At 76.2% G+C, this 21180-nt stretch carries 25 protein-coding genes and 2 tRNA genes; 9 read left to right on the forward strand and 18 right to left on the reverse strand.

Features of this window, described 5'->3' with window-relative positions; genetic code table 11:
• Positions 1-20: 20 nt before the first annotated feature.
• Positions 21-2753 carry a cation-translocating P-type ATPase gene (locus WAB14_RS17090; protein WP_340271547.1) on the reverse strand — a complete coding sequence of 911 codons (2733 nt, stop codon included), beginning with the start codon at positions 2751-2753 and terminating at the stop codon, positions 21-23.
• A 60-nt stretch (positions 2754-2813) separates the two neighbouring features.
• Between WAB14_RS17090 and WAB14_RS17095 the strand changes: the two genes are divergently transcribed.
• The 5 genes from WAB14_RS17095 to WAB14_RS17115 all read left to right on the forward strand — a co-directional run bounded on the left by WAB14_RS17095 (position 2814) and on the right by WAB14_RS17115 (position 5632).
• On the forward strand, positions 2814-3128 hold the full coding sequence (locus WAB14_RS17095; protein ID WP_340271548.1) for a GNAT family N-acetyltransferase: 315 nt from the start codon (positions 2814-2816) through the stop codon (positions 3126-3128).
• 262 nt (positions 3129-3390) lie between these two features.
• Positions 3391-3531, forward strand: coding sequence for a hypothetical protein (locus WAB14_RS17100; RefSeq protein WP_340271549.1), 141 nt, complete (start codon positions 3391-3393; stop codon positions 3529-3531).
• 51 nt (positions 3532-3582) lie between these two features.
• Positions 3583-3658 (forward strand) — tRNA-Lys (locus WAB14_RS17105).
• Between the two features lie 22 nt (positions 3659-3680).
• Positions 3681-4364, forward strand: coding sequence for a DUF308 domain-containing protein (locus WAB14_RS17110; protein WP_340271550.1), 684 nt, complete (start codon positions 3681-3683; stop codon positions 4362-4364).
• Positions 4364-5632 (forward strand): AI-2E family transporter, encoded by a 1269-nt coding sequence (locus WAB14_RS17115; RefSeq protein WP_340271551.1) that lies wholly within the window; start codon positions 4364-4366, stop codon positions 5630-5632. The genes WAB14_RS17110 and WAB14_RS17115 overlap by 1 nt, the downstream gene beginning before the upstream one ends.
• Before the next feature lie 10 nt (positions 5633-5642).
• Here the strand turns inward: WAB14_RS17115 and WAB14_RS17120 are convergent, their stop codons facing one another.
• Genes WAB14_RS17120 through WAB14_RS17165 form a run of 10 tightly spaced genes read right to left on the reverse strand, consistent with a single transcriptional unit; the run spans position 5643 to position 12664 of the window.
• Positions 5643-6020, reverse strand: coding sequence for a type II toxin-antitoxin system VapC family toxin (locus tag WAB14_RS17120; RefSeq protein WP_340271552.1), 378 nt, complete (start codon positions 6018-6020; stop codon positions 5643-5645).
• A complete protein-coding gene (locus tag WAB14_RS17125; RefSeq protein ID WP_340271553.1) occupies positions 6017-6259 on the reverse strand; it encodes a type II toxin-antitoxin system Phd/YefM family antitoxin in 243 nt (80 codons plus the stop codon). The genes WAB14_RS17120 and WAB14_RS17125 overlap by 4 nt, the downstream gene beginning before the upstream one ends.
• Positions 6260-6302: 43 nt before the next feature.
• Positions 6303-7241, reverse strand: coding sequence for a DUF3152 domain-containing protein (locus WAB14_RS17130; RefSeq protein ID WP_340271554.1), 939 nt, complete (start codon positions 7239-7241; stop codon positions 6303-6305).
• 55 nt (positions 7242-7296) lie between these two features.
• The gene (locus tag WAB14_RS17135) at positions 7297-8703 is read right to left on the reverse strand and encodes a cytochrome P450 (RefSeq protein ID WP_340271555.1); all 1407 of its coding nucleotides are present in this window, start codon (positions 8701-8703) and stop codon (positions 7297-7299) included.
• On the reverse strand, positions 8700-8993 hold the full coding sequence (locus WAB14_RS17140; protein ID WP_340271595.1) for a GroES family chaperonin: 294 nt from the start codon (positions 8991-8993) through the stop codon (positions 8700-8702). Before WAB14_RS17140 ends, WAB14_RS17135 begins: the two co-directional genes overlap by 4 nt.
• 53 nt (positions 8994-9046) lie before the next feature.
• Entirely contained in the window at positions 9047-9580 is a 534-nt protein-coding gene (locus WAB14_RS17145) for a DUF427 domain-containing protein (RefSeq protein ID WP_340271556.1), read from the reverse strand.
• A 2-nt stretch (positions 9581-9582) separates the two neighbouring features.
• Positions 9583-9891, reverse strand: coding sequence for a DUF3618 domain-containing protein (locus tag WAB14_RS17150; protein ID WP_340271557.1), 309 nt, complete (start codon positions 9889-9891; stop codon positions 9583-9585).
• Between the two features lie 21 nt (positions 9892-9912).
• The gene (locus WAB14_RS17155; protein ID WP_340271558.1) at positions 9913-10722 is read right to left on the reverse strand and encodes an energy-coupling factor ABC transporter ATP-binding protein; all 810 of its coding nucleotides are present in this window, start codon (positions 10720-10722) and stop codon (positions 9913-9915) included.
• A 5-nt stretch (positions 10723-10727) separates the two neighbouring features.
• Positions 10728-11603 carry a cobalt ECF transporter T component CbiQ gene (cbiQ, locus tag WAB14_RS17160; protein ID WP_340271559.1) on the reverse strand — a complete coding sequence of 292 codons (876 nt, stop codon included), beginning with the start codon at positions 11601-11603 and terminating at the stop codon, positions 10728-10730.
• Positions 11603-12664 carry an energy-coupling factor ABC transporter permease gene (locus tag WAB14_RS17165; RefSeq protein WP_340271560.1) on the reverse strand — a complete coding sequence of 354 codons (1062 nt, stop codon included), beginning with the start codon at positions 12662-12664 and terminating at the stop codon, positions 11603-11605. Before WAB14_RS17165 ends, cbiQ begins: the two co-directional genes overlap by 1 nt.
• 130 nt (positions 12665-12794) lie before the next feature.
• On the opposite strand from WAB14_RS17165, the gene bcp reads away from it, so the two are divergent.
• Complete coding sequence (gene bcp, locus WAB14_RS17170; protein WP_340271596.1) at positions 12795-13265, forward strand: thioredoxin-dependent thiol peroxidase; 471 nt, start codon at positions 12795-12797, stop codon at positions 13263-13265.
• 7 nt (positions 13266-13272) lie between these two features.
• Here bcp and WAB14_RS17175 read toward each other — a convergent pair whose 3' ends face one another.
• A complete protein-coding gene (locus WAB14_RS17175; protein WP_340271561.1) occupies positions 13273-13758 on the reverse strand; it encodes a Fur family transcriptional regulator in 486 nt (161 codons plus the stop codon).
• A 45-nt stretch (positions 13759-13803) separates the two neighbouring features.
• Between WAB14_RS17175 and WAB14_RS17180 the strand changes: the two genes are divergently transcribed.
• The 3 genes from WAB14_RS17180 (at position 13804) to WAB14_RS17190 (ending at position 15181) form a co-directional block, all read left to right on the forward strand.
• A tRNA-Leu gene (locus WAB14_RS17180) sits at positions 13804-13884 on the forward strand.
• Positions 13885-13934: 50 nt separating this feature from the next.
• Positions 13935-14552, forward strand: a complete 618-nt coding sequence (locus tag WAB14_RS17185; RefSeq protein ID WP_340271562.1) for a hypothetical protein — start codon at positions 13935-13937, stop codon at positions 14550-14552.
• On the forward strand, positions 14549-15181 hold the full coding sequence (locus WAB14_RS17190; RefSeq protein ID WP_340271563.1) for a hypothetical protein: 633 nt from the start codon (positions 14549-14551) through the stop codon (positions 15179-15181). Before WAB14_RS17185 ends, WAB14_RS17190 begins: the two co-directional genes overlap by 4 nt.
• 93 nt (positions 15182-15274) lie before the next feature.
• Here the strand turns inward: WAB14_RS17190 and WAB14_RS17195 are convergent, their stop codons facing one another.
• The 6 genes from WAB14_RS17195 to WAB14_RS17220 all read right to left on the reverse strand — a co-directional run bounded on the left by WAB14_RS17195 (position 15275) and on the right by WAB14_RS17220 (position 21176).
• On the reverse strand, positions 15275-16141 hold the full coding sequence (locus tag WAB14_RS17195; protein WP_340271564.1) for a DUF559 domain-containing protein: 867 nt from the start codon (positions 16139-16141) through the stop codon (positions 15275-15277).
• Positions 16142-16262: 121 nt separating this feature from the next.
• Positions 16263-17816, reverse strand: coding sequence for a molybdopterin-dependent oxidoreductase (locus tag WAB14_RS17200; RefSeq protein WP_340271565.1), 1554 nt, complete (start codon positions 17814-17816; stop codon positions 16263-16265).
• Between the two features lie 52 nt (positions 17817-17868).
• Positions 17869-18774, reverse strand: coding sequence for a cytochrome c biogenesis protein CcdA (locus WAB14_RS17205; RefSeq protein WP_340271566.1), 906 nt, complete (start codon positions 18772-18774; stop codon positions 17869-17871).
• Positions 18775-18784: 10 nt separating this feature from the next.
• Entirely contained in the window at positions 18785-19390 is a 606-nt protein-coding gene (locus tag WAB14_RS17210; RefSeq protein ID WP_340271567.1) for a redoxin domain-containing protein, read from the reverse strand.
• A gap of 47 nt (positions 19391-19437) precedes the next feature.
• The gene (locus WAB14_RS17215) at positions 19438-20463 is read right to left on the reverse strand and encodes a sensor histidine kinase (RefSeq protein ID WP_340271568.1); all 1026 of its coding nucleotides are present in this window, start codon (positions 20461-20463) and stop codon (positions 19438-19440) included.
• On the reverse strand, positions 20460-21176 hold the full coding sequence (locus WAB14_RS17220; protein ID WP_340271569.1) for a response regulator: 717 nt from the start codon (positions 21174-21176) through the stop codon (positions 20460-20462). The genes WAB14_RS17215 and WAB14_RS17220 overlap by 4 nt, the downstream gene beginning before the upstream one ends.
• Positions 21177-21180 lie beyond the last annotated feature (4 nt).

The raw sequence follows: 21180 nt of genomic DNA on the forward strand, positions 1-21180 counted from the left end.
CTCGTGGGCGCCGCGACGAGTCAGCGACGCACGGCCCGCTCGACGGCCTTCCTCGCCTCCTCCGCCACGAGGACGGTGAGCGCGATCGCGCCGCAGAGGGCCCACTGCCCGAGCGTCAGGGCCGTCGTGTCGAACACCGGCTGCACGAGCGGGACGTGGACGACGAGCACCTGCAGGACGAGGACGACGGCGAGGGCGAGGAGCAGGCGTCGGTTGGCGAGGCTGTGCCGCCGGAAGGCCGTCGCGGTCTCGCTGCGCGCGTTGAAGGCGTTGACGACCTGGAACAGGACGAAGGTCGTGAACGCCAGCGTCGTCGCGACCGCCTCGTCCTGGCCGCCCAGCGTCGCCCACACGAACACCCCGAGGGTGCCGGTGGCCATGACGGCGCCGATCCACACCAGGCGCAGGAGCCGGCCGGTCCCGAGCACGCTCGCCTCCGGGTCGCGGGGCTTCCGCCGCATGACGTCGGGGTCCGGCGGGTCGACGCCGAGGGCGAGGGCAGGCGGGCCGTCCATGATGAGGTTGACCCACAGGATCTGGACGGGGCTGAACGGGGTCGGCAGGGTCGCCGCTCGCGCGACGACGATCGTGAGGATCGCGCCGATGTTCGTCGACAGCTGGAACCGGACGAACTTCACGATGTTGTCGTAGATCGCCCTGCCGCGCTCGACCGCCCCGACGATGGTGGCGAAGTTGTCGTCGGTGAGGACGACCTCCCCGGCCTCCTTCGCGACGTCGCTGCCGCTGCGGCCCATCGCGACCCCGATGTGGGACGCCTTGAGGGCGGCGGCGTCGTTGACGCCGTCGCCGGTCATGGCGACGACCTCGCCGCGCTCGCGCAGCGCCTCGACGATGCGGACCTTGTGGTCCGGGCTCACGCGGGCGAACACCCCGGTCCGCTCGACCGCGTCGTCGAGGGCGTCGCCCTCGAGGTCCTCCAGCTCGCGGCCCTCCAGCGCCTCCGGCTCGATGCCGAGGTCGTCGGCGATGGCGGCCGCGGTCACCTTGTGGTCCCCGGTGATCATCTTGACCGTGATGCCGGCGTCGCGGCACGTCGCGATGGCGTCGGCCGCCTCGGGCCGTGCGGGGTCGACGATGCCGACGACGGCCTGCAGGTGCAGGTCGCGCACGTGCTCGGCGAGCGCGTCCTCGTCCGCGTCGCCGTCGGCCGGGGAGTCCATCGCGCGGGACGCGACGGCGAGGACCCGGCGACCGCCCCGGGACAGCTCCTCGACGACCTCGCGGACACGGTCACGCCGCTCGTCGTCGAGGTCCTCCTTGCCGTCCTCCCCCCACCACGTCGCGCACCGTGGCAGGACGACGTCGGGGGCCCCCTTGACGAGCACGACAGGTTCCTCGCCGCCGTCCTCGCCGTCGAGGACGTGGAAGGTCGCCATGTACTTGCGGCTGGAGTCGAACGGCACCTCGGCCACCCGGGGGTAGCGCTCGCGGGCCTCGTCGGCGTCGACGCCGGCCTTGAGGCCGACGACGAGGAGGGCGCCCTCCGTGGGCTCCCCCTTGAGCTCCCCGTCCTCGACCCGGGCGTCGGAGCACAGGACGACCGGCAGGAACACGTCGCGGGCGTCGGGCAGCTCGTCGCCGTCCTCGCTCGTGATCTCCCCGTCGGTCGAGTACCCCTCCCCCGACACCTGCCACGTGCGCCCGTGGGTGACGACCTCGCGGGCCGTCATCTCGTTGAGGGTGAGGGTGCCGGTCTTGTCCGTGCAGATGACGGTCGTGGACCCGAGCGTCTCGACGCTCACGAGGCGCTTGACGATGGCGTTCCGCTTCGCCATCTGGTTCATGCCGACGGCGAGGGTGACGGTGACGACGGCGGGCAGCCCCTCCGGGACGGCGGCCACCGCGAGCGCGACGGCGTCGAGGAGCACCTCGCCGAACCCGTCGCCCTGGAGCAGCCCGAGCGCGAGGACGAGCGCGCACGCGATGCCGGCGACGACGGCCAGGCGCAGCGTCAGCGACCTCAGCTGCTCCTGCAGGGGGGTGGTGTCGTCGTCCTCCTCCCGCAACCGCTCCGCGATGCGGCCGACCTCGGTCCGCATGCCGGTCTCGGTGACGAGGAGGTCGGCCTCGCCGCGGCTGACGGTCGTGTTCATGTAGAGCCGGTTCGTGCGCTCGGCGAGGGCGGCGTCGGCGTCGACCGGGTCCGTCGTCTTGTCGACGGCAGCGGACTCGCCGGTGAGCGCGGACTCCTCGACCTGCAGGCCCTTCGCCCGCACCAGCCGCCCGTCGGCGGGCACCCGGTCGCCGCCGCGCAGGAGGACGACGTCGCCGGGCACGAGCTCGCTGCCGTCGACCTCGGCGACCTGCCCGCCCCGGCGCACGCGGGCGGTGAACGTCAGCATCTCCTGCAGCGCCGACATCGACGCCTGCGCCTGCCGCTCCTGGTAGAAGCCGATGCCGGCGTTGAGCAGCAGGACGACGCCGATGACGATCGGGTCCTTGATGTCCCCGACCAGCCCGGCGACGACGGCGGCGACGGCGAGGATGACGACGAGCGGGTCGGCGAACTGCCGGAGCAGCAGCTTCCAGCCGGGCGTCTCCTCGGCCTCCTGGACGACGTTCGGGCCGTGCTCCTCCCGCCGCCGGGCGACGTCGTCGTCGTCGAGGCCGCGCTCGACGTCGACCCCGAGCGCCTCGGCGACCTCCTCCGCCGGCTGGGCGTGCCAGGCCGGCGGCCTCTCCCGCTCGCCCGCCGTGCCGCCGGGCTCCTGCCGCTCCTCGGTCGTGCTCACGGGGACAGCCTCGCGGTGGACGGCCTCCCGCGCCTTCCGACGCCGGGCTACGGTTCGGACGTGAGCGAGGAGACCGTGACGGTGCGCGACGCCCCGGAGCAGAGCCGGTACGAGGCGCGGGTCGGTGAGGAGCTCGCGGGGTTCGCCGAGTACTCGACGACGCCGCAGATGCTCGTCATGACGCACACCGAGGTGCTGCCGGACTTCGAGGGACGCGGCGTGGGCAGCGCCCTCGCCCGCTACGCCCTCGACGACATCCGCTGCCGGGGCCTGCGGGTGCTGGCGGTGTGCCCGTTCATCCTCGAGTGGATCCGTCGGCACCCCGCCTACGCCGACCTCGAGTACCGCTCGAGGACCCGCGCCGACGTCGACTGAGACCACGGGCGGGGCGCCCGGCGGCGGCGCAGCGTGACCGCCGCACCGCGGACCGGGTGATGCGGCTGCGGCGACCGGGTGGGACCGGGGCGAACCGGTCAAGACCGGGCGCGTCGACGACGACCGGACCGGTACGCCGGCGCCCGCTCCGGCGGAGGGAGGACGACCGACGATGCCGCACGCAGGTGACCCAGCCCGTCGCCTGGGGGACGCCGCCACGCACACCCCTATGCACGCCGACCACGGCGTGGACGAGGCGTGCATGGACCTGCTCCACGAGCACGTGCCCCTGACGCTCCTCGTCGACCTCGTCGACGCGCCGCCGTCGGAGCAGGTGCTCGTCGAGGAGGGCCTGCCGGACGAGCCGTGGTGGCAGCCCGGCCACGACCCGGAGCGGCCCTGACCGGCGCCTGACGATTTCGGGGCGTGGCGCGCCCGCTGCTACCCTCGCTGCGCGCCGCTAGCTCAACAGGCAGAGCAGCTGACTCTTAATCAGCGGGTTCGGGGTTCGAGTCCCCGGCGGCGCACCACCGCTGCCCTAGCGTGTACACCATGTCCTCCTCGCCGGACGACCTCGACCCGCTGTCCCGGCTGCGTCGCCAGGGCGTCCTCACATGGGTGTGGCTCGCGGTCGCGGGCGGGGTCTGCCTCGTCCTCGGGATCGTCAGCATCGCCGCGCCCCGGACCTCCATAGGGGTCCTCGGCGTCGTGCTGAGCCTCGTCCTGCTCGGGACGGGCCTGTCACGCATCGCCTTCGCGGTCGGGGTGCGCGCCTGGCCGGCGCGTCGCCGCGCCGTCCAGGGGGTGCTGGGCGGGGTCCTCGTGCTCGCCGGGCTCGCCGGCCTCGCCGGGCTCTGGGCGGCGGCGACCGTCGTCGGCGTGGTGGTGGGGGTCGCGTTCCTCGCAACGGGCCTGGCGGACCTCGTCATCGCCGCGACGGGCCCCCGCGGGCTGGGGCGCGCCGCCACGGGCGGCCTCGGCGTCGTCCACCTCGGGGTCGGCCTCGTGTTCCTCCTGCTGCCGGAGGTGGGGCTCGCGGTGCTGACAGTCCTCGTCGGTGTCGTGCTCGTCGGGCTCGGCCTCGTGCAGCTGGGGGCCGCGGCCCTGGTCCGGCTCCTCGTCCGGCAGGGCGACGCCCTCGCCGAGCGGCTGCGGACCGAGCCGGGCCTCGGCCGGGCGGGGGGTCCCGACGACGGGGACGACGGACCCCGCGTCATCCGCGGGGAGGTCATCTGATGGGGCTGCTCGACCGGCTCCTGGGTCGCCGCGGCGCCGCCCCGACGCCGACCGCACCCGTCGAGGTCGTGCCGGCGGGGCCGCTGCTGCCCCGACCGGTGGTCACGCTCCTCGGCCTCGCCGCCGGGCTCATCGTGCTCGGCGGGCTGCGGACGGCGCAGTCCGTCGTCGCGCCGATCCTGCTCGCGCTCGTCATCGCCATCGCCGTGCACCCGGTGCAGGTGTGGCTGCGCCGGCGTCTGCCCGGCTGGCTGTCCCTCACCCTCACCCTGCTCCTCGCGTACGCCGCCATCACGGCGTTCGCCGGCGCGCTCGTGCTGTCGGTGCTCCGCTTCGCCGACCAGGCCGGGCGCTACCAGCAGGAGCTCAACGACCTCGTCCAGCGGGGCGAGGACCTGCTCAGCCGCCTCGGCGTGGACCAGGAGCAGATCGACACGTTCCTCGCCTCGTTCGACCTCAACCGGCTGTTCACGATCGCCGTCGACGTCGCCCTCGCGAGCTTCTCCGTCGTGAGCAACCTGTTGTTCATCCTCCTGCTGCTGTTCTTCCTGCTCATCGACGGCGGCAGCATGGGCGACCGCATGCGGGCGGTGGCCGCCCTGCGGCCCGGTGCCGCGCAGGCGCTCGGCACGTTCACCTACGGCACGCGCCAGTACCTCGTCGTGACGGCCGTCTTCGGCGCGGTCGTCGCCGTCCTCGACGTCGTCCTCCTCGTCGTGCTCGACGTGCCCCTGCCGCTGCTGTGGGGGCTGCTCGTGTTCCTCGCGAGCTTCGTGCCGACCATCGGGCTCATCGTGGGGATCGTCCCGCCGGCGGTCATCGCCCTGCTCGACGGTGGCCCGGTCACGGCGTTGTGGGTCGTCGTCGGCTTCCTCGTCATCAACAACGTCATCGACAACTTCGTCAAGCCGAAGTTCGTCGGGGACGCCGTCGGCATCAGCATCTCCGTGGCGTTCCTCAGCCTCGTCGTGTGGGGCTTCGTCCTCGGCCCGCTCGGCGCGCTGCTCGCGATCCCCGCCACCCTGCTCACCCGGGCGGTGCTCCTCGGGGCGGGTGACCCCCGGCACCGCTGGCTGGTGTGGCTGCTCGGGGACCACGCCCCGAGCGACGAGGAGGTCGAGCGCACCGTCGCCGACGCCCGGGCGGCGCACCCCGAGGACACGGACATCGGCGGCGGCGCAACCCCGGCCCCGGCCCCGGTTCCGGCGACGCCCGCGGGTGGGCGGACCAGGACCAGGTCCCGCAGGGTGGCGCGCGCCCGTCGCTGACCGCCGACCCTCAGGCCCTGAGGACCGCCACGTCGTAGCGGGCGATCGCGGCGTCGTGAGTCACCAGCGTCAGGTCCTCCGCTCGCGCCTGGGCCACGAGCATCCGGTCGAAGGGATCGGCGTGGTGCCGAGGCAGAGCGGCCGCCGCGAGGGTGTGCTCCACACTCATCGGGAGCTCGTCCGCTCGGAGTGCGACGATCTGCTCCCGGAGGTCGTCCGGCGCGTCCAGGCGGCCGAGCGCCCGCTTGATGCCGATCTCCCACGTGCTGGCCGCGCTGACGACGAGCCGGTTGGCCGCGGACGTCAGCGCCGACCGCTCGCCGGCGCTCAGCCTGTCGTCGTCGGCGAGGGCCCACAGCAGCACGTGCGTGTCGAGGAGCAGGTTCACCGCTCGTCCCCGAACGCTGTCGCCAGCTCCTCCGGCAGGGGGTCGTCGAACTCCGGTGCGACGCGCACGCGCCCTTTCCACCCGCCGAGCACCCGCGGGGACGGGTCGTGCTCGTAGGCGACCAGCACCGCGACCGGACGGCCGGCGTTCCCGATGACGACCGTCTCCCCACGTCGGGCGCGTTCGATCAGCCGGGACAGCTGCGCCTTGGCCTCGCTGATGTTCACGACGACGGACACCGCCCGAGTCTACGAGATCTGACCAGACCAGACCAGGTCTGCTCTACGGATACGGCCAGGCGTTGGCCACGCACCCGTCGAGCCGGACGGTCTGCTGGAGCATGACCGGCGCAGGGACACCCGGTTCGGGGCAGCCGACGTGGCCGTAGCCGAGCAGGTGACCGACCTCGTGGTTGACGAGGTACTGCCGGTACCCGGCGACGTCGTCCCCCCACGTGGTCGCGCCCAGCAGCCACCGTCGCGCGTTGAGGACGACGAGGTCGCCGTTGCGGCACGAGACCTCGCCGTTGGTCCGAAGCGGCGCGCACAGCCGGTCGGTGGTGTCGGGGCTCGTCACGAGGATGCGGGCGTCCCCGTCGGTCGGGACCCGCTGCAGGGCCCACCGCCCCTCGGCGATCCACGAACGGGGGTCGGCGAGCACGGCGTCGACGACCTCGGCGACGGCCGTCGGGTCGACCGGCACGCCGCCCTCGACCTCGACGGTGTACGTGAGCGTCTGCCCGTCGCCCGCGGGACCGGCGCCGCCCGGGGCGATCGCGAAGGTGCCGTCACCGGCTCGGGGGATCACCACCTCACGGGCCTGCTCGGAGGGCTGCGCGTGACGCTCGGGAGCCGAGGCGGACGGGTCGTCGGACGGCTCGGCCGTCGCGGTCGTCGCCTCGGCGGCAACCGGCGCGGCCGACGACGACGCTGCCGCCGACGGCGCGGGCGAGGGCGCGGGCGAGGGCGCGGCTGCGCCGGCGGCCCCCACCGCACCGGCGGCCGCGGCGTCCTGCCCGCTCGACGCCGCGACCGGCTCCCGGTCCGCCTCCGGAGACGCCCACGGCAGCAGGAGCCACGCACCCCAGACCGCGAGCACGACGGCGGCACCGGTCACGGCGGCACGCCGCTCGCGGGGCACGTCCGCGTCCGGCAGGCGGCCGGGCCCCGCCCGCCGGCGGCCGTGCCCGGGTCGCCCGGGCGGCGGGTCCGTCGACGTCATCACGACGACGATACGGGCCGGCGGCCGCCCGGGGACGCACCCGACGGGTGTGCCGCTACCGCCGCGGCCGTGCCGCCAGGTGCATGCCCCCGCGGGGGCGCAGCGTCACCGACGGCACGACGGCCGGCCGGGGACCGGCCGGGGCGACGCTGCGGTCGCGCAGCAGGTCGGCGAGCACGACGACGGACTCCACGAGGGCGAAGTCCCGCCCGATGCACAGCCGCGGCCCCGCCCCGAAGGGGATGTAGGCGTCGCGCCGCGCCCCGGGCGCCCGGTCGAGCCACCGGTCGACGTCGAAGCGCTCCGGGTCCGGCCACACGTCGGGACGGCGGTGGTGCACCCAGGGGGAGGTGATGACGAGGGAGCCCGCGGGCACCGCGACGCCGTCGAGGACGTCGTCCTCCAGCGCCCGCCGCGTGACGACCCACGCGGGCGGGTACAGGCGCAGGCCCTCGTCGACGACGGCGCGGACCACGGGAAGGCGGGGCACGTCCTCCCAGCCCGGTCGGCGTCCGTCGAGCACCGTGTCGAGCTCGGCGTGGACCCGGGCGACGACCTCGGGGTGCTCCGCGAGCAGCCGCAGGGTCCACGCGAGGCTGGCCGCGACGGTCTCGTGGCCGGCGATGACGAGCGTGACGAGCTCGTCGCGGATCTCGCCGTCGGTGAGCCCGGCGGCGAGGAGGAGGCCGAGGACGTCGTGGCCGGGCCCCCGGCCGTGCGGGCCCGCCGCGAGCGCCGCCCGGCGGTCGGCGAGGACCGTGGCGCACGCGTCGTCGAGGGTGCGCCGCGCCCGTTCGAGCCGCCGGGCCGCCGGGGTCGGCAGGCCCGGTGGGGCGGTCCACGGCTGCTGCGCCCGGCGCACGACGACGGCGAGGGCCTCGTGGACGGCGGCCACGAGCCGGTGGCCGTCCGCGGCGCCGCCGTCGACGAGGTCGGCCCCGAGGAGCGCGCGGCCCACGACCGCGAGCGTCGCCCGCACGACGACGTCGTCGACGTCCACGACGCGCCCCGGAGCCGTGTCCCACTCGACGCGGACGAGGTCGGCCGCGCGCAGCGACTCCGCGGCGACGTGGCCCAGGGTGTCGCGGTGGAACGCCGGCTGGGCCGCCCGGCGGTGTGCGCGCCAGACCTCCCCGTCCGTCGTGAGGAGGCCGGCACCGGTCACCAGGGACAGCGACGTGTACTGGACGGTCCCCTTGCCGTAGGCCCGGTGGTTGTCCTGCAGCACGCGCCGGACCCCCGCGACCCCGTTGACCAGGACGGCGGGGCGCCCGCGCACCGGGAACGGGACGACGTCGCCGTACCGGGCGGCGGTCCGCTCGAGGAACGGCAGCGCGTCCCGCATGATCCCCGGGACCGCGGCGAGCATGTGCCACGGCAGCGGGCCCTCCGCCTCGACCGGGGTGAAGCGGGCGTTGCGGCGGGGTCGCGCCGGAGGCGCGGGCTGCGCGGGCGCCGTCACAGGTACAGGCCCGTCCCCCCGTCCTCGACGCGGGGTGCGGCGACGGCGTGGAGGTCGCGCTCGCGGAGCACGACGTACGTGGCGGCGTGGAGCTCGACCTCGGCCTTGTCCTCCGGGTCGTAGAGCACCCGGTCGCCGAGCTCGACCTGACGGACGTGCTGGCCGGTGGCCACGACCTCCGCCCACGCGAGCCGGCGGCCCATCGTCGCGGTGGCGGGGATGACGATCCCGGCGCCGGAGCGGCGCTCCCCGTCGTTCTCCGCGCGGACGAGGATCCGGTCGTGGAGCATGCGCACCGGCACGCGGCTCGCGGGCTCGCCCGCCGTGGTGGGGGTCTGTCGGCTCACCAGCCCATGCTGCCAGGTGCTCCCTTGAACGGGCCGACGACGTCGTCGGTGACCCACCCCCCGTAGAACGACCCGGGCTGCGCGCGGACCCGCTCCCCGGCCACCGTCACCTCGTCGGCGGCCTCGGGGTAGAGCGCGACGTGGTCGCGCAGCGTCTCGTAGCCGGGCAGGGGGTCGGGGTAGGTCCACGCGGCTGCGCCGGCGGTGCGCCCGTCGGGGGCGACGAGGTCGAGGTAGGCGGCCTGTCCCTTGAACTCGCACAGCGAGCGCCCCGCGGCCGGGCGGAGCGCACCGGGCGCGAAGTCCGCGACCGGCAGGTACCACGTGGGCGGGTGCGAGGTCTCGAGCACGCGGAGGGCAGCGGTCGTGCGGCACACCTCCCCGCCGAAGCGGACGACGACCGGCCGGGCGTCCGCGACGACGACGGGCGGGCGGGGGTAGTCCCACACCGACTCCTGGCCGGGACCGGGCACCTCGGGCTCGACCCCGGGCGGCAGGCGGCGTCCGGTGCCCCCGCGGGGCGGGCCCACGGCTACCGGCGCCGCTTGCGGACGGACCGTGCGACGAGCAGTCCGACCACCACCACGACGGCGGCCGCGATCGCGGCGACGCGCTCCTTGAGGAGGGTGCCGTTCTCGTCGGTGACGGCCGCACGTGCCTTCGTGACGGCGGCGTCCTTCGCGTCGGCAGCGAGGTTGGCCGGCTTCACGCGCTCGACGAGCTCGTCGAGGGTCCCGGTGAGGTGCTCGCGCCGCGCGCGGATGGCGGCCTCGAGGGCCTCGGGGGTCTGCGGCGCCTCGGCCGTGCCGGACGCGGGTGTGCTCGGGTCGGCGTGGCTCACCCGCCTCACCGTAGTGACCGCTCAGGCCGGGCGCCTCCGCACGACCACACGGGCCGGGTCGAAGCCGACGGGGAGCTCGAGCCGGTGCCGGGCGAGGAGGGCGTCGTCGGCGAGGACCTGTGCGGTCGGGGCGTCGTGGACGACCCGGCCGCCGTCGAGGACGACGCTGCGCTCGCACAGCTCGAGGGCGAACGGCAGGTCGTGCGTGACGACGAGCACGGTCACGGGCAGGTCGGCGAGGACGTCGAGCAGCTCGCGGCGGCTCGCCGGGTCGAGGTTGCTCGAGGGCTCGTCCAGCACGAGGAGCTCGCAGTCCATCGCGAGGACGGTCGCGACGGCGACCCGGCGTCGCTGCCCGAACGACAGGTGGTGCGGCGGCCGGTCGGCGAAGGCGGTCATCCCCACGGCGGCGAGCGCCCGCTCGACGCGGGCGTCGAGCGCGTCACCACGCAGCCCGAGGTTGGTCGGCCCGAACGCGACGTCGTCGCGCACCGTCGGCATGAACAGCTGGTCGTCCGGGTCCTGGAAGACCAGCCCGACCCGGCGGCGCACCTCGCGCAGCGTGTCCTTGGCGACGGCGACCCCGCCGACCCGGACCGTGCCGACGCCGTTGGACCCGGCGGCGGGGCCGAGGATCCCGTTGAGGTGGAGCAGCAGCGTCGTCTTGCCCGCCCCGTTCGGCCCGAGGACCGCGACCCGCTCTCCGGGTGCGACCACGAGGTCGACGCCGAAGAGGGCCTGGTGCCCGTCGGGGTAGGCGAACGCGACACCGTCGAGCTCGAGGGCCGGCGGGGTCGCGCGCGGCGCGTCCGGCGCGTCGGCCTGTGCCACGGTCCTCACCCTGCCACCCCCGTCGGCGCGGCCGCCGCGCGGGTGAGCCACGGCTCGAGGGACGTCTCCGGGCCGGCGAGGGCCGCCGCGACGGCGACGGCGGCGACGACGACCCACGTGCCGGCGACGAGCAGCCACTGGCCGGGGCGCGCCCGGGGGGCGGCGAGGACCGGCATCGTGCCGGTGAAGCCGCGCGACACCATCGCGAGGTGCACCCGCTCGCCGCGCTCGAAGGCCCTTACGAACAGGGCGCCGGCGCCGCGCGCGACGACGGGCAGGTGCCCGAGGTGGCGCGCCTCGAAGCCGCGGGCGGCCCTCGCGACGGCCATGCGGCGCATGTCGTCGACGACGACGTCGAGGTAGCGGACCATGAACGACACGATCGTCACCAGCAGCGCCGGCACCCGGAGCCGCTGCAGGCCCACGAGGAGGTCGCGCGGACGCGTCGTCGCCGACAGGACGATCGCGGCCACCACGCCGAGCGTGCCCTTCGCGAGCACGTTGAACCCGCCGAGGAGGCCCTCGACGGACAGCGACAGGCCGAGCACGTCGACGCGTTCCCCGAGGGCGACGAAGGGCAGGAGCAGCGCGAACACCACGAACGGCACCTCGATGACCATCCGCCGCAGCACGGTGCGGGCGGGGATGCCCGCGACGGCGACGAGGGCGGCGAGGACGAGCGCGTGGAGGCCGAACGCCCACACCTGCTCCCGCGGCGTCGCGACGACCGTGACGACGACGGCGACGAGCCCGACGACCTTCGCCTCGGCGGGCAGCCGGTGGAGCACCGAGCTCCCCTCGACGTAGAGCCCGTCGGAGACGCTGCGGGAGCGGCCCGACGACGGCGCCGTGAGGGAGCCGTGGGAGTGGCCCGCGCCCATCAGACCCTCTCGGTCTCCCGCGAGCCCTGGGGGCGCGCGCGCCGGCCGGCGGCCAGCCGCGCGATCGCGACCATGACGAGCAGGACGAGCGCCACCCCCAGCACGCCCGCCAGTCCCGTCGCGAGGACGGGGTTGTCGATGCCGACCACGGCGTAGTCGCCGAACGGGCTGCCCGCCACTGCGGAGTCCTCGGCCGTCTCGAGGAAGCCGAGCTGCTCCGCGACGTACTCCAGTCCGTCGGGGTCGGCGCTCGCGACGCTCGACACCAGGCCCGCGAGGACGAGGACGACGCCGAGGGCACCGGCGACCCAGCCCATCCCGATGCGGCGGACGCCCTCGGCGACCGGCGTGTCGCCCGCGGTCACCTCGCGGGAGGTGCCGTCGGCGGCCGTCACCACCAGGGAGGTGCGGTAGCGCCGGACGAGCCGGACGAGGTCGGGCCGGGTGGCGACGACGGCGCCGACGGTGAGCGCCGTGATGACCGCCTCGCCGATGCCGATCACCACGTGCCAGCCGAGCATGAAGGTCGTGAGCTGGCCGAGGTCGAGCGGCGCGGCACCGCCGACGGCGTAGAGCCCGACGAAGACGAGCGCCGTCGCAGGCACGGAGACGAGCGCGCCGAGCGCCGCGGCCGGCACGGCCGAGGCGGGCCGCTTCGGCAGGACCGCCATGGCGCCCTTCGCCACCGCGTACCCCACGAGGGCCGTGACGACGGCGATGAGCAGGACGTTCGTCCCCAGGGCCGTGACGCCGCCGTCGGCGAACAGCAGCGCCTGCAGGACCACGACGACCGTCACGGCCAGCAGCCCCGTCCACGGCCCCACGAGGACCGCCGCGAGCGCGCCTCCCATGAGGTGGCCGGACGTGCCGACCCCGACGGGGAAGTTGAGCATCTGGACGGCGAACACGAACGACGCGACGAGACCGGCCATCGGGGCCGCCGCCGTCGTCTCGGCGACCTCCTCCCGGGCCCGGCGCAGCGCGACGCCGACGACCGCGGCGGCCGCGACGCCGGTGGCGACGGAGGTGGTGACGTCGAGGAAACCGTCGGGCACGTGCACGGGAGGGCTCCAGGGGTCGGGGCGCGACGGGCAGGGGTGCCGCCGGCGTGCTCACGATCCTGCTCGCGGGGGCCCGTGGGCGCAATGCCAAACTGCAACCATGTCGCAGGTTGAGGTCGTTCCCGCCCCGGTGCCCCGGCTCGCCGTCGGCGATGCCGCCCCCGACTTCACGCTGCCCGCGCACGACGGCTCGACGGTGACGCTGTCGGCGCTGCGCGGGTCCCGCGTGGTCGTGTACTTCTACCCCGCGGCCATGACCCCCGGATGCACCCGGCAGGCGTGCGACTTCCGGGACAGCCTCGCCGCGCTGCGGTCGGCGGGCCTCGCCGTGCTCGGCGTCTCCCCCGACCCGGTCGACACGCTCGCGCGCTTCGCCGAGCGGGACGGCCTCACGTTCCCTCTGCTGGCCGACACCGACCGCGCCGTCATGACGCGCTGGGGCGCCTTCGGGGAGAAGCGCCTCTACGGCAAGGTCGTCACGGGCGTCATCCGCTCGACGGTCGTCGTCGCCGCCGACGGGACCGTCGAGTGGGTCCGGTACAACGTCAAGGCCACCGGGCACGTCGCCATGCTGCGGAAGGCCCTCGGACTCGAGGCGTAGCGGACCGTCAGCCCGGTCGCGTGCTGCCGCCGGCGCACGCCGCGCACCGACCGGACAGGGCGACGTGCGTCGCGTCGAGCACGAACCCGTGGTCGCGGCGCAGCCGCCGCGAGGCGCCCGCGAGCACCGCCGCCGGCGCGTCGACCACGGTGCCGCAGCCGTCGCACTGCAGGTGGAGGTGCCGCCCACCGCCGTCGGCGCCGAGGTCGACGAGGTGGTAGGCGGTGCCGCCGTGCCCGAGGTGGACGTGCTGGACCACCCCGGCGGCCGCGAGGGCCTCGAGCGCGCGGTAGACGCTCGCGCGGTGGACGTCGGGCGCCTGCTCCGCGACCGCCTGGACCACGCCCTCGGCGCCCAGGTGCCCCCCGGCCGCCGCGAGGACCTCGGCGACCGCACGTCGCGGCCGCGTCATGTGCTGACCGCTCGCCCGCAGCCGCGCGGCCACCACGTCGAGGACGTGGCCGGCGTCGGGCGCGTCGCGGCGGGACGGCATGCGGTCGAGCCTAGGGGCGGGCGCGGCGCCCTACCCTGGTGCGGCGCGGGAGTGGTGGAACTGGCAGACACGCAGGATTTAGGTTCCTGTGCCTCGTGCGTGCGGGTTCGAGTCCCGCCTCCCGCACCCTCGTCCGGCACGGCCCCCGTGTCCCGGGTGGGCCCTACGCTCGGCGCGTGTTCGTCCTCACCGCCGACCAGCGCGGCAGCCGCTCCTCGGCGGACCGCGTCGGTGCGGGGCTGCGCCTGCTCGCCGGCGTCGTGGCGACGCCCGCGCGGGGGTTCGAGCGCACCGCCGGCGACGAGCTCCAGGGGGTGCTCGACGACGCGGACGACGTGGTCCGCGCCGTGCTCGCGCTCGTACGGGACGGCGCCTGGTCGGTCGGCGTCGGCGTCGGGGCGGTGGAGCGGCCGCTGCCGGCGTCCACGCGGGCGGGCCGCGGTCCCGCGTTCACCGCCGCGCGGGAGGCCGTCGAGGCGGCGAAGCAGCGACCCTTCCGGGCCGCGGTCGTCGGAGCGGGCCGCTGCGCCCCCGTGGCGGCCGACGCCGACGCCGTCCTCGCGCTCGTGCTGGCCGTGGAGGCGAGGTGGAGCGCGGAGGCCGTCGAGGCCGTCGGTCTCGTCGAGTCCGGGCTCACGCAGACCGCGGCCGCGGAGCGGCTCGGGGTCACCCGCCAGGCGGTCGGCCAGCGGCTGCAGGCGGCCCTGCACCGCCAGCACGACGACGCGCTCGGCGCCGTCCGGCACCTGCTCGAGCGGGCCGACGCCGCGGCCCGCACCGAGGAGCCTGCGTGAGCGCCGTGCTCGCCGTGGTCCTGGCGGTCGTGCTGGCCGCCGGGTGCCTCGTGCTCCTGCCGTTCTCGATGCGGCCTGCCATCGTGACTGGCCCCCCGTGGCGAGGGGCCCTCGTGGTCGCGGGCCTGCTCGTCCCGCTCGTCGGCGTCGCCCTGCTCGCGCTCGCCGCCGGCCCGCTCGAGGGACTGCTCCTCGGTGTCGTCGTCGCGGCGATGCTCGTCGCCGCCGCGGCAGGGGGCTCGCCGATGGCCACCGGGGTCCTGCGCCTCGCCGACCCCGCCGCCGCCCGCGCGAACGAGGGGGTCGCGCTCGAGCGCGCCGGGTCGGGCAGCGCCCTGCGCCCCGGTGCACCCGCCGGCGCGTCGCCGCTGCCGGTCGTCGCGACCCTCAGCGCCCCCGGGCTGCTGCGCGGGGGCGCCACCCTCGGCCTGCTCGAACGCGTCGCGACGTTCGGCACCCTCGCCGTCGGGAGCCCGGAGGGGATCGCGGTCGTGCTGGCGGTCAAGGGCCTGGGCCGCTTCGGCGAGCTCAAGGTCCCCGCCGCACCCGAGCGCTTCATGATCGGGACGTTCGCGAGCGTCCTGTGGGCCTGCGCGTGCTGGGCCGTGGTCGTCGCGGCGCTCGCGTAGCCGTCGCGCGCCGCCGCCCAGCCTGTGAGAGGTCACCCGTACGCGCGACACGCCGGCGTGTCGTCGTACGGGCGACCTCTCGTCAGAGAGCGATCACCCGAGGGCCGCGCGGACGCGGGCCACGACGCGACGGGGGTCGTCGACCAGGTCGCGGCCGGTGAGGACGACGACGCGCCAGCCTGCGGCCTCGAGGCGCTCGCGCCGACCCAGATCGGCCTGCCACTGCCGCCGATCCCTGTGGTGGTCGCCGTCGTACTCCACCACGACGCGCCGCGACGGGTACGCGAGGTCGACCCGCGCGACGAACCGGCCCCTGCGGTCGGTGACGGTGTGCTGGACGGCCTCGGGCGCCAGGCCCTCGAGCACGAGCAGAACGCGCAGCCACGACTCCCTCGGCGACTCGGCGCGCGTGTCGACGAGCGTGAGGGCCCGGGCCGCCACGTCCGTGCCCCGCCCGCCGCGTCGGGCCTCGAGCAGCCGGACCACGACGTGCCGAGCCGCGTCGGAGCGCAGGAGGACGTCCGCGACGGCGACGAGACGGGCGAGACCCTCGTGCCCCGGCGCCGGCCCGGCGAGCGCCGCCGCGTCGCACCAGGCGCGGCACGGACCGCTGACCGGGACCTCCTCGTCCGCGGTCACGGGCCGCACGGCCGAGCGGTGCACGACCAACCCCGGCGTCCGCCGGCGCATCGTCGGGGGGACGGTGACGTGCAGCCGCCCGACCTCGTCCGGCGGTACGGGCAGCTCCTCCAGCTCCAGCGCCGTCCAGTGGCTCACGACCGCCGACGGCACCGCCTCCACCGCCGCGGCGCACCGCGTCAGCAGGTCCTCCGCCCAGCACGCCTCGACGTAGTGACCGGGCACTACCCGGACGAACTCGACGCCGCCGGTCAGCACCCGCTCGCTGACGCCCTCTCGTCGCGCCCGTTCGCGCGTCCACACCCGGTCCCGGACACCCACGGCGCCACAGTGCCGCGGGTCGGTCCGAGCCCGCTGACGGCCTGTGGACGACGAGAGGTCACCTGTGCGCGCGGCACGCGGGCGTGTCGTCGTACAGGTGACCTCTCACCGGGCGGCACCGTCACGTCACCCGGACGGTCACCTCGTCGTAGCCCTGCGCGCCGTCCGGGGCGGGCGGTGCCGGCTCCTCGATCTGCACGTCGCCCGCCTGGTCGATCGCCCGGACCCGCAGCGTGTGCGAGCCGGGGTCGGCCTGCCACGCCCACCGCCACTGCCGCCACGTGCTGCTCGTTCCCGCGTCCGCGAGCTCCGCCTCCTGCCACGGCCCGTCGTCGACCTGCACCTCGACGGCGGCGACGCCCACGTCCATCGCCCACGCGAGACCGGCGACGACGACCTCGCCCGCGCGCACGTCGCTCCCGCCCGGGCGGTCGATGCGGGAGGAGATCTTCACGGGGCCCCGAGCCGACCAGCCACGCGGGGTCCAGTACCCCTGGTCCTGCGCGAAGGTCGTGAGCGTCATCTCGGTGACCCACTTCGTCGCCGACACGTAGCCGTAGAGCCCGGGCACGACGAGCCGCGCCGGGAAGCCGTGCTCCAGCGGCAGCGGCTCGCCGTTCATTCCGATCGCCAGCAGCGAGTCGCGGTCGTCCGTCATGGCCTCGACGGGGGTGCCGGCGGTGAAGCCGTCGGTGCTGCGCGACAGCACCATGTCGGCGCCGGGCAGCGGTCGCGCCTCCGCGAGCAGCTCCCGTGTCGGCACCCCGAGCCACAGGGCGTTGCCGACGAGGTCACCGCCGACGCGGTTGCTCACGCACGACAGCGTCGCCCACTTCTCCACCAGCGGGCGGGCGAGCACGTCGTCCCACGTGAGCTCGACCTCCCGCTCGACCATGCCGCCGATGCGCAGCCGCCAGTCGCGGGTGGTGAGCCGCGGCACGACGAGCGCGGTGTCGATCCGGTAGAAGTCCGGGTTCGGCGTGCGGAACGGCGCGAGGCCGGGGACGTCGTCGTACGTCCCCTGCTCCGGCAGCGGGGGGGCCTGCTCGGCGGCCGTCGGCAGCTCGACCGCGGCACGGGCCTCCTCCCCGCCGCGGGCCCCGACCCGCCGCAGCAGCCCGGCGCCGAGGCCGGCGCCGAGCGCCGCAGCCCCGGTCCCGACGAGCAGCACGACCCGCCGGCGGGGCCCTGCGCCGGTCACCACGAGCCGCGCGAGCAGCACGCGCAGGACGACGATGCCGACGACCGCGGCCACGGCGCCCGGCAGGACGGACAGGGTGCCCGTGTCCGGCCGGGTGAGCGCGGCGGCGGCCACGGTGACGCCGAGGGCGGCGGTGAGCAGGGCCCCGAGCGGGGGGCGTCGGCGTTCGAGGACCCCGGCGGTCGCACCGACCAGGGCGGCGACGGTCGCGACGACGGCGAAGAGGAAGACCTTGTCGTTCGTGCCGAACAGCGCGATGGCGGCGTCCTTCGCCCACGGCGGCGTGAGGTCGACGACCGTGTCCGACACCGCGACGACGGGGGTCGCCGACCGGCTCGTCACCAGCCCCACGAGCTCGGCCGCGGCGAGGCCCGCCCCGAGCGCCACGAGCCCGGCCGCGGCGTCCCACCACCGGCTCGACGGCTCGTCGCGGTGCTGCTCGACGGGGGCCACGGGTGCACTGGTGGTGCTCATGTCCCCAGGATCCGTCGGCGACCCCCGTGGCGTCGCCCCCACGGGCGCGACGTCACCGACCCGTCATCTCCTGCTCGGCCCGGCCCGCACCGCTCGCGTCGGCCTGCCGGGCGCCGCGCCGGCGCCCCCGGACCCGCGCGACCACGACGACGAGCAGGGTCGCGACCACGACGGCGACGAGTGGCCACGGGCCCACCGCGACGGCCGTCCGGGACAGGACGCCCTGCAGGGCGAGGGCCGCGTCCACGACGGGGTCGGCGACGGACCCGCCGGACAGCACCCGCAGCTCGTAGACGCCGTAGTAGGCGACGTACAGGCCCGCGACCACGAGGAGCCCGCCGCTGGCACGGGCGACGTACGGCGTGGCGCGACGCATCCGGTCGACGAGTCCCCGCCGGGCGAGGGCGACGGCCACCGCGAGGGTCGTCACCACCGCGCCCATCCCGAGGGCGTACACGACGAAGACCGCGCCGGCCGCCACCGCGCCGCCCGTGGTGAGCGCGGCCGTCGTCACGGCGAGGAACGGCGCGACCGTGCACGACAGGCTCGCGAGCGCGTACGCGACGCCGTACCCGACCATCGAGCGCGCCGTGCCCGTCGGCGCCGACCCGGCGCGCGGGGCGACGACGGCGAGCTCGCGACCGGCGAGCAGCCAGCCGCCGGCGGCCACGAGGAGGACGCCGACGACGACCGTGAGCCACGGCAGGAACCGCTCGACGGACAAGGCGAGCGGGACCGCGACGGCGGCGAACGCACCGAAGACGGCGACGAAGCCGACGGTCATCGACCCGGACATCACGAGGGCCCGGACCAGCGCCGCGGAGCGGCCCGGGCGTGCGTCCTCCCCGCCGGTGACGACGAGGGCGAGGTACGCCGGGAGCAACGCGAACCCGCACGGGTTGAGCGCTGCGAGCAGGCCCGCGACGAGGGCGAGGGAGAGGGTGGCGGCGTCGACCACGGCGGAGGCCTCAGCCGGCGAGCGCGTCGAGCTCGGCGCGCAGCCGGTCGACGGGCACGGGGCCCGTGAGGACCCGCGGCTCGCCCGAGGCGTCGAGCACCACCGAGTCGTACTGGCTCGCGACACCGAAGCGCGTGTAGAGCGTGCCGTCGAGGTCGGCGACGTGCTCGATGCCGTCGACGCCGCCGCGCGCGACGAAGTCGCTCATGGCGTCGCCGTCGCTCGACAGGCCCGCGACCCCGACGACGCGCACGCGACCCTCGTACTCCTCGGCGAGGGCGGCGATCTCGGGGGCCTCACGCGCGCACACGGTGCACCAGGGGGCCCAGAACCACAGCAGGGTGGGCTCGCCGAGGAGCGAGGCGCCCTCGAAGGTGCCCCCGTCGACGGTGGGTGCGGTGAAGGCGAGGACCTCCGGCACCTCCTGCGGCGCCGCCTCGGCGTCCTCCGACGCCATCGGCTCCTCCGACGCCATCGGCTCCTCCGACGCCATCGGCCCGGTCGGGTCTGCGGAGGCGGCGTCCTCGGCGGTCGCCGCGCCTCCGCAGGCGGCGAGGAGGAGCGCCGCCGCGAGGGCGAGCGCGGGCAGGGTGCGGGCGGGGGCTCGTGTGCTCACCCCACCATCGTGCGCGGCGCCGGCGTCCCGCGGGAGGGCCGGACCCCTTACGAGGTGCTGACGTCCGCGGCCGGCAGCTCGAGCCGGGCGAGGCACCCGCCCGCGACGGGGCGCACCTCGGCGCGCCCGCCGTGCCGCTCGGCGACGGACCGGACGATGGCGAGACCGAGCCCGGCCCCGACGCGTCCCGGGCTGCGCGCGGCCTCGCCGCGCCAGCCGGGCTCGAACATCCGCTGCAGCGTCTCCTCGCTCACACCGCCGCAGGAGTCGCGGACCTCGACGGTGACCGTCCCCGCTGCGCGCGTCACGCCGACCGACACCGACCCGCCGGGACCGCTGCTCCGGACGGCGTTGTCGAGGAGGTTGACCACCGCGCGCGCCAGCTCACCGGTCCGGCCGCGCACGAGCACACCCGGTGCCGCCTCACCCGTCAGCGCGACGCCGTCGGCCCGGGCCAGCGGGTGCACCTGCGCGACGGCGTCGGACAGGACGTCGGCGACGTCGACCTCCTCCTCCGCCGCGGCGGAGCCCGGCGCGCCGGAGCGCAGCCGCGACAGCATGAGGACGTCGTCGACCATGCCGCTGGTCCGGTCGGCCTCCTCCCGGATCCGGGCGAGGTAGCGGGCGGGGTCCTCGGCGACGCCGTCCTCGAGGGCCTCGGCCATCGCGCGGATCCCGGCGAGCGGGGTGCGGAGGTCGTGGGAGACCCACGTCACGAGCTCGCGGCGGCCCCGCTCGACCTCGGCCTCGCGCCGTGACCCGGCGGCGTCGTCGGCCGCACGACGCAGCACGTGCGCGACGCGGCGGGCGAGGAGCCCGCCGAAGAGCAGGGCGACGGGGACCGTCGCCGCGAGGACGACGAGGACGACCCGGAGGTCCCCCGGCGACAGCAGCATCGCCTGCGCTGCGGCGGCCACGCCGGCGGCGACGGACGCGACCGCGACGACCGGTGTGACGACGACCGCGGCTGCGACCGCACGCCGGGCGAGCGCGACGACGACGACGGCACCGACCAGCCCGACGGCGAGCGCGACCGCGGCGGCGATCGCCACCACGGACGCCGCGGCGCTCACCGGCCCTCCTGCGGGTCCCAGCGGTACCCGACCCCCCACACGGTGACGAGCCGCTGCGGGGACGCGGGGTCGGCCTCGACCTTGCCGCGCAGGCGGCGGACGTGGACCGTGACGGTCGACAGGTCGCCGAACTCCCACCCCCACACGTCCCGCAGGAGGTCCTCGCGCGAGAACGCGCGGCCCGGGTGGCGCAGCAGGTGGACGAGCAGCGCGAGCTCGCGGCTCGTGAGGGGGAGCTCCTGCCCCGCGCGGGTGGCCCGGTGCCCCGCGACGTCGACCTCGAGGTCGCCGTCCCGCAGCACGTCGCCGGCCCCCTCGGCGGCGGGCCGCGGGCCGGGCGAGGTCCGCCGGAGCACGGAACGGGCCCGCAGGACGAGCTCGCGCGGGCTGAAGGGCTTGGGCACGTAGTCGTCGGCCCCGGCGACCAGCCCCGCGACGCGGTCCTCCTCCTCGCCGAGGGCGGTGAGGAGGATGACGGCCGGCTCGCGGCCGTGCGCCCGACCGGGCTCCCGCAGCAGCCGGCAGACGTCGAGCCCCGAGCCGCCGGGGAGCATGACGTCGAGCACCACGAGGTCGAGGACGTGCGCGTGCGCGACGGCGAGGGCGGACGCCACGTCGTCGGCCTCGAGGACCTCGTGCCCGTCGCGGGCGAGGTAGGCCCCCGCGACCTCGCGGACGGTCGGGTCGTCGTCGACGACGAGGACGCGGGGCACGTGC

Source organism: Aquipuribacter nitratireducens, assembly GCF_037860835.1.
Taxonomy (GTDB): Bacteria; Actinomycetota; Actinomycetes; order Actinomycetales; family JBBAYJ01; genus Aquipuribacter; species Aquipuribacter nitratireducens.

Coding starts and splice junctions, on each gene's coding strand:
- cbiQ (WP_340271559.1), bottom strand. CDS start 11,603: ATGGGCGCGGGCCACTCCCACGGCTCCCTCACGGCGCCGTCGTCGGGC.
- WAB14_RS17100 (WP_340271549.1), top strand. CDS start 3,391: ATGGACCTGCTCCACGAGCACGTGCCCCTGACGCTCCTCGTCGACCTC.
- WAB14_RS17140 (WP_340271595.1), bottom strand. CDS start 8,993: ATGCTCCACGACCGGATCCTCGTCCGCGCGGAGAACGACGGGGAGCGC.
- WAB14_RS17130 (WP_340271554.1), bottom strand. CDS start 7,241: ATGACGTCGACGGACCCGCCGCCCGGGCGACCCGGGCACGGCCGCCGG.
- WAB14_RS17110 (WP_340271550.1), top strand. CDS start 3,681: ATGTCCTCCTCGCCGGACGACCTCGACCCGCTGTCCCGGCTGCGTCGC.
- WAB14_RS17115 (WP_340271551.1), top strand. CDS start 4,364: ATGGGGCTGCTCGACCGGCTCCTGGGTCGCCGCGGCGCCGCCCCGACG.
- WAB14_RS17200 (WP_340271565.1), bottom strand. CDS start 17,816: ATGAGCACCACCAGTGCACCCGTGGCCCCCGTCGAGCAGCACCGCGAC.
- WAB14_RS17175 (WP_340271561.1), bottom strand. CDS start 13,758: ATGCCGTCCCGCCGCGACGCGCCCGACGCCGGCCACGTCCTCGACGTG.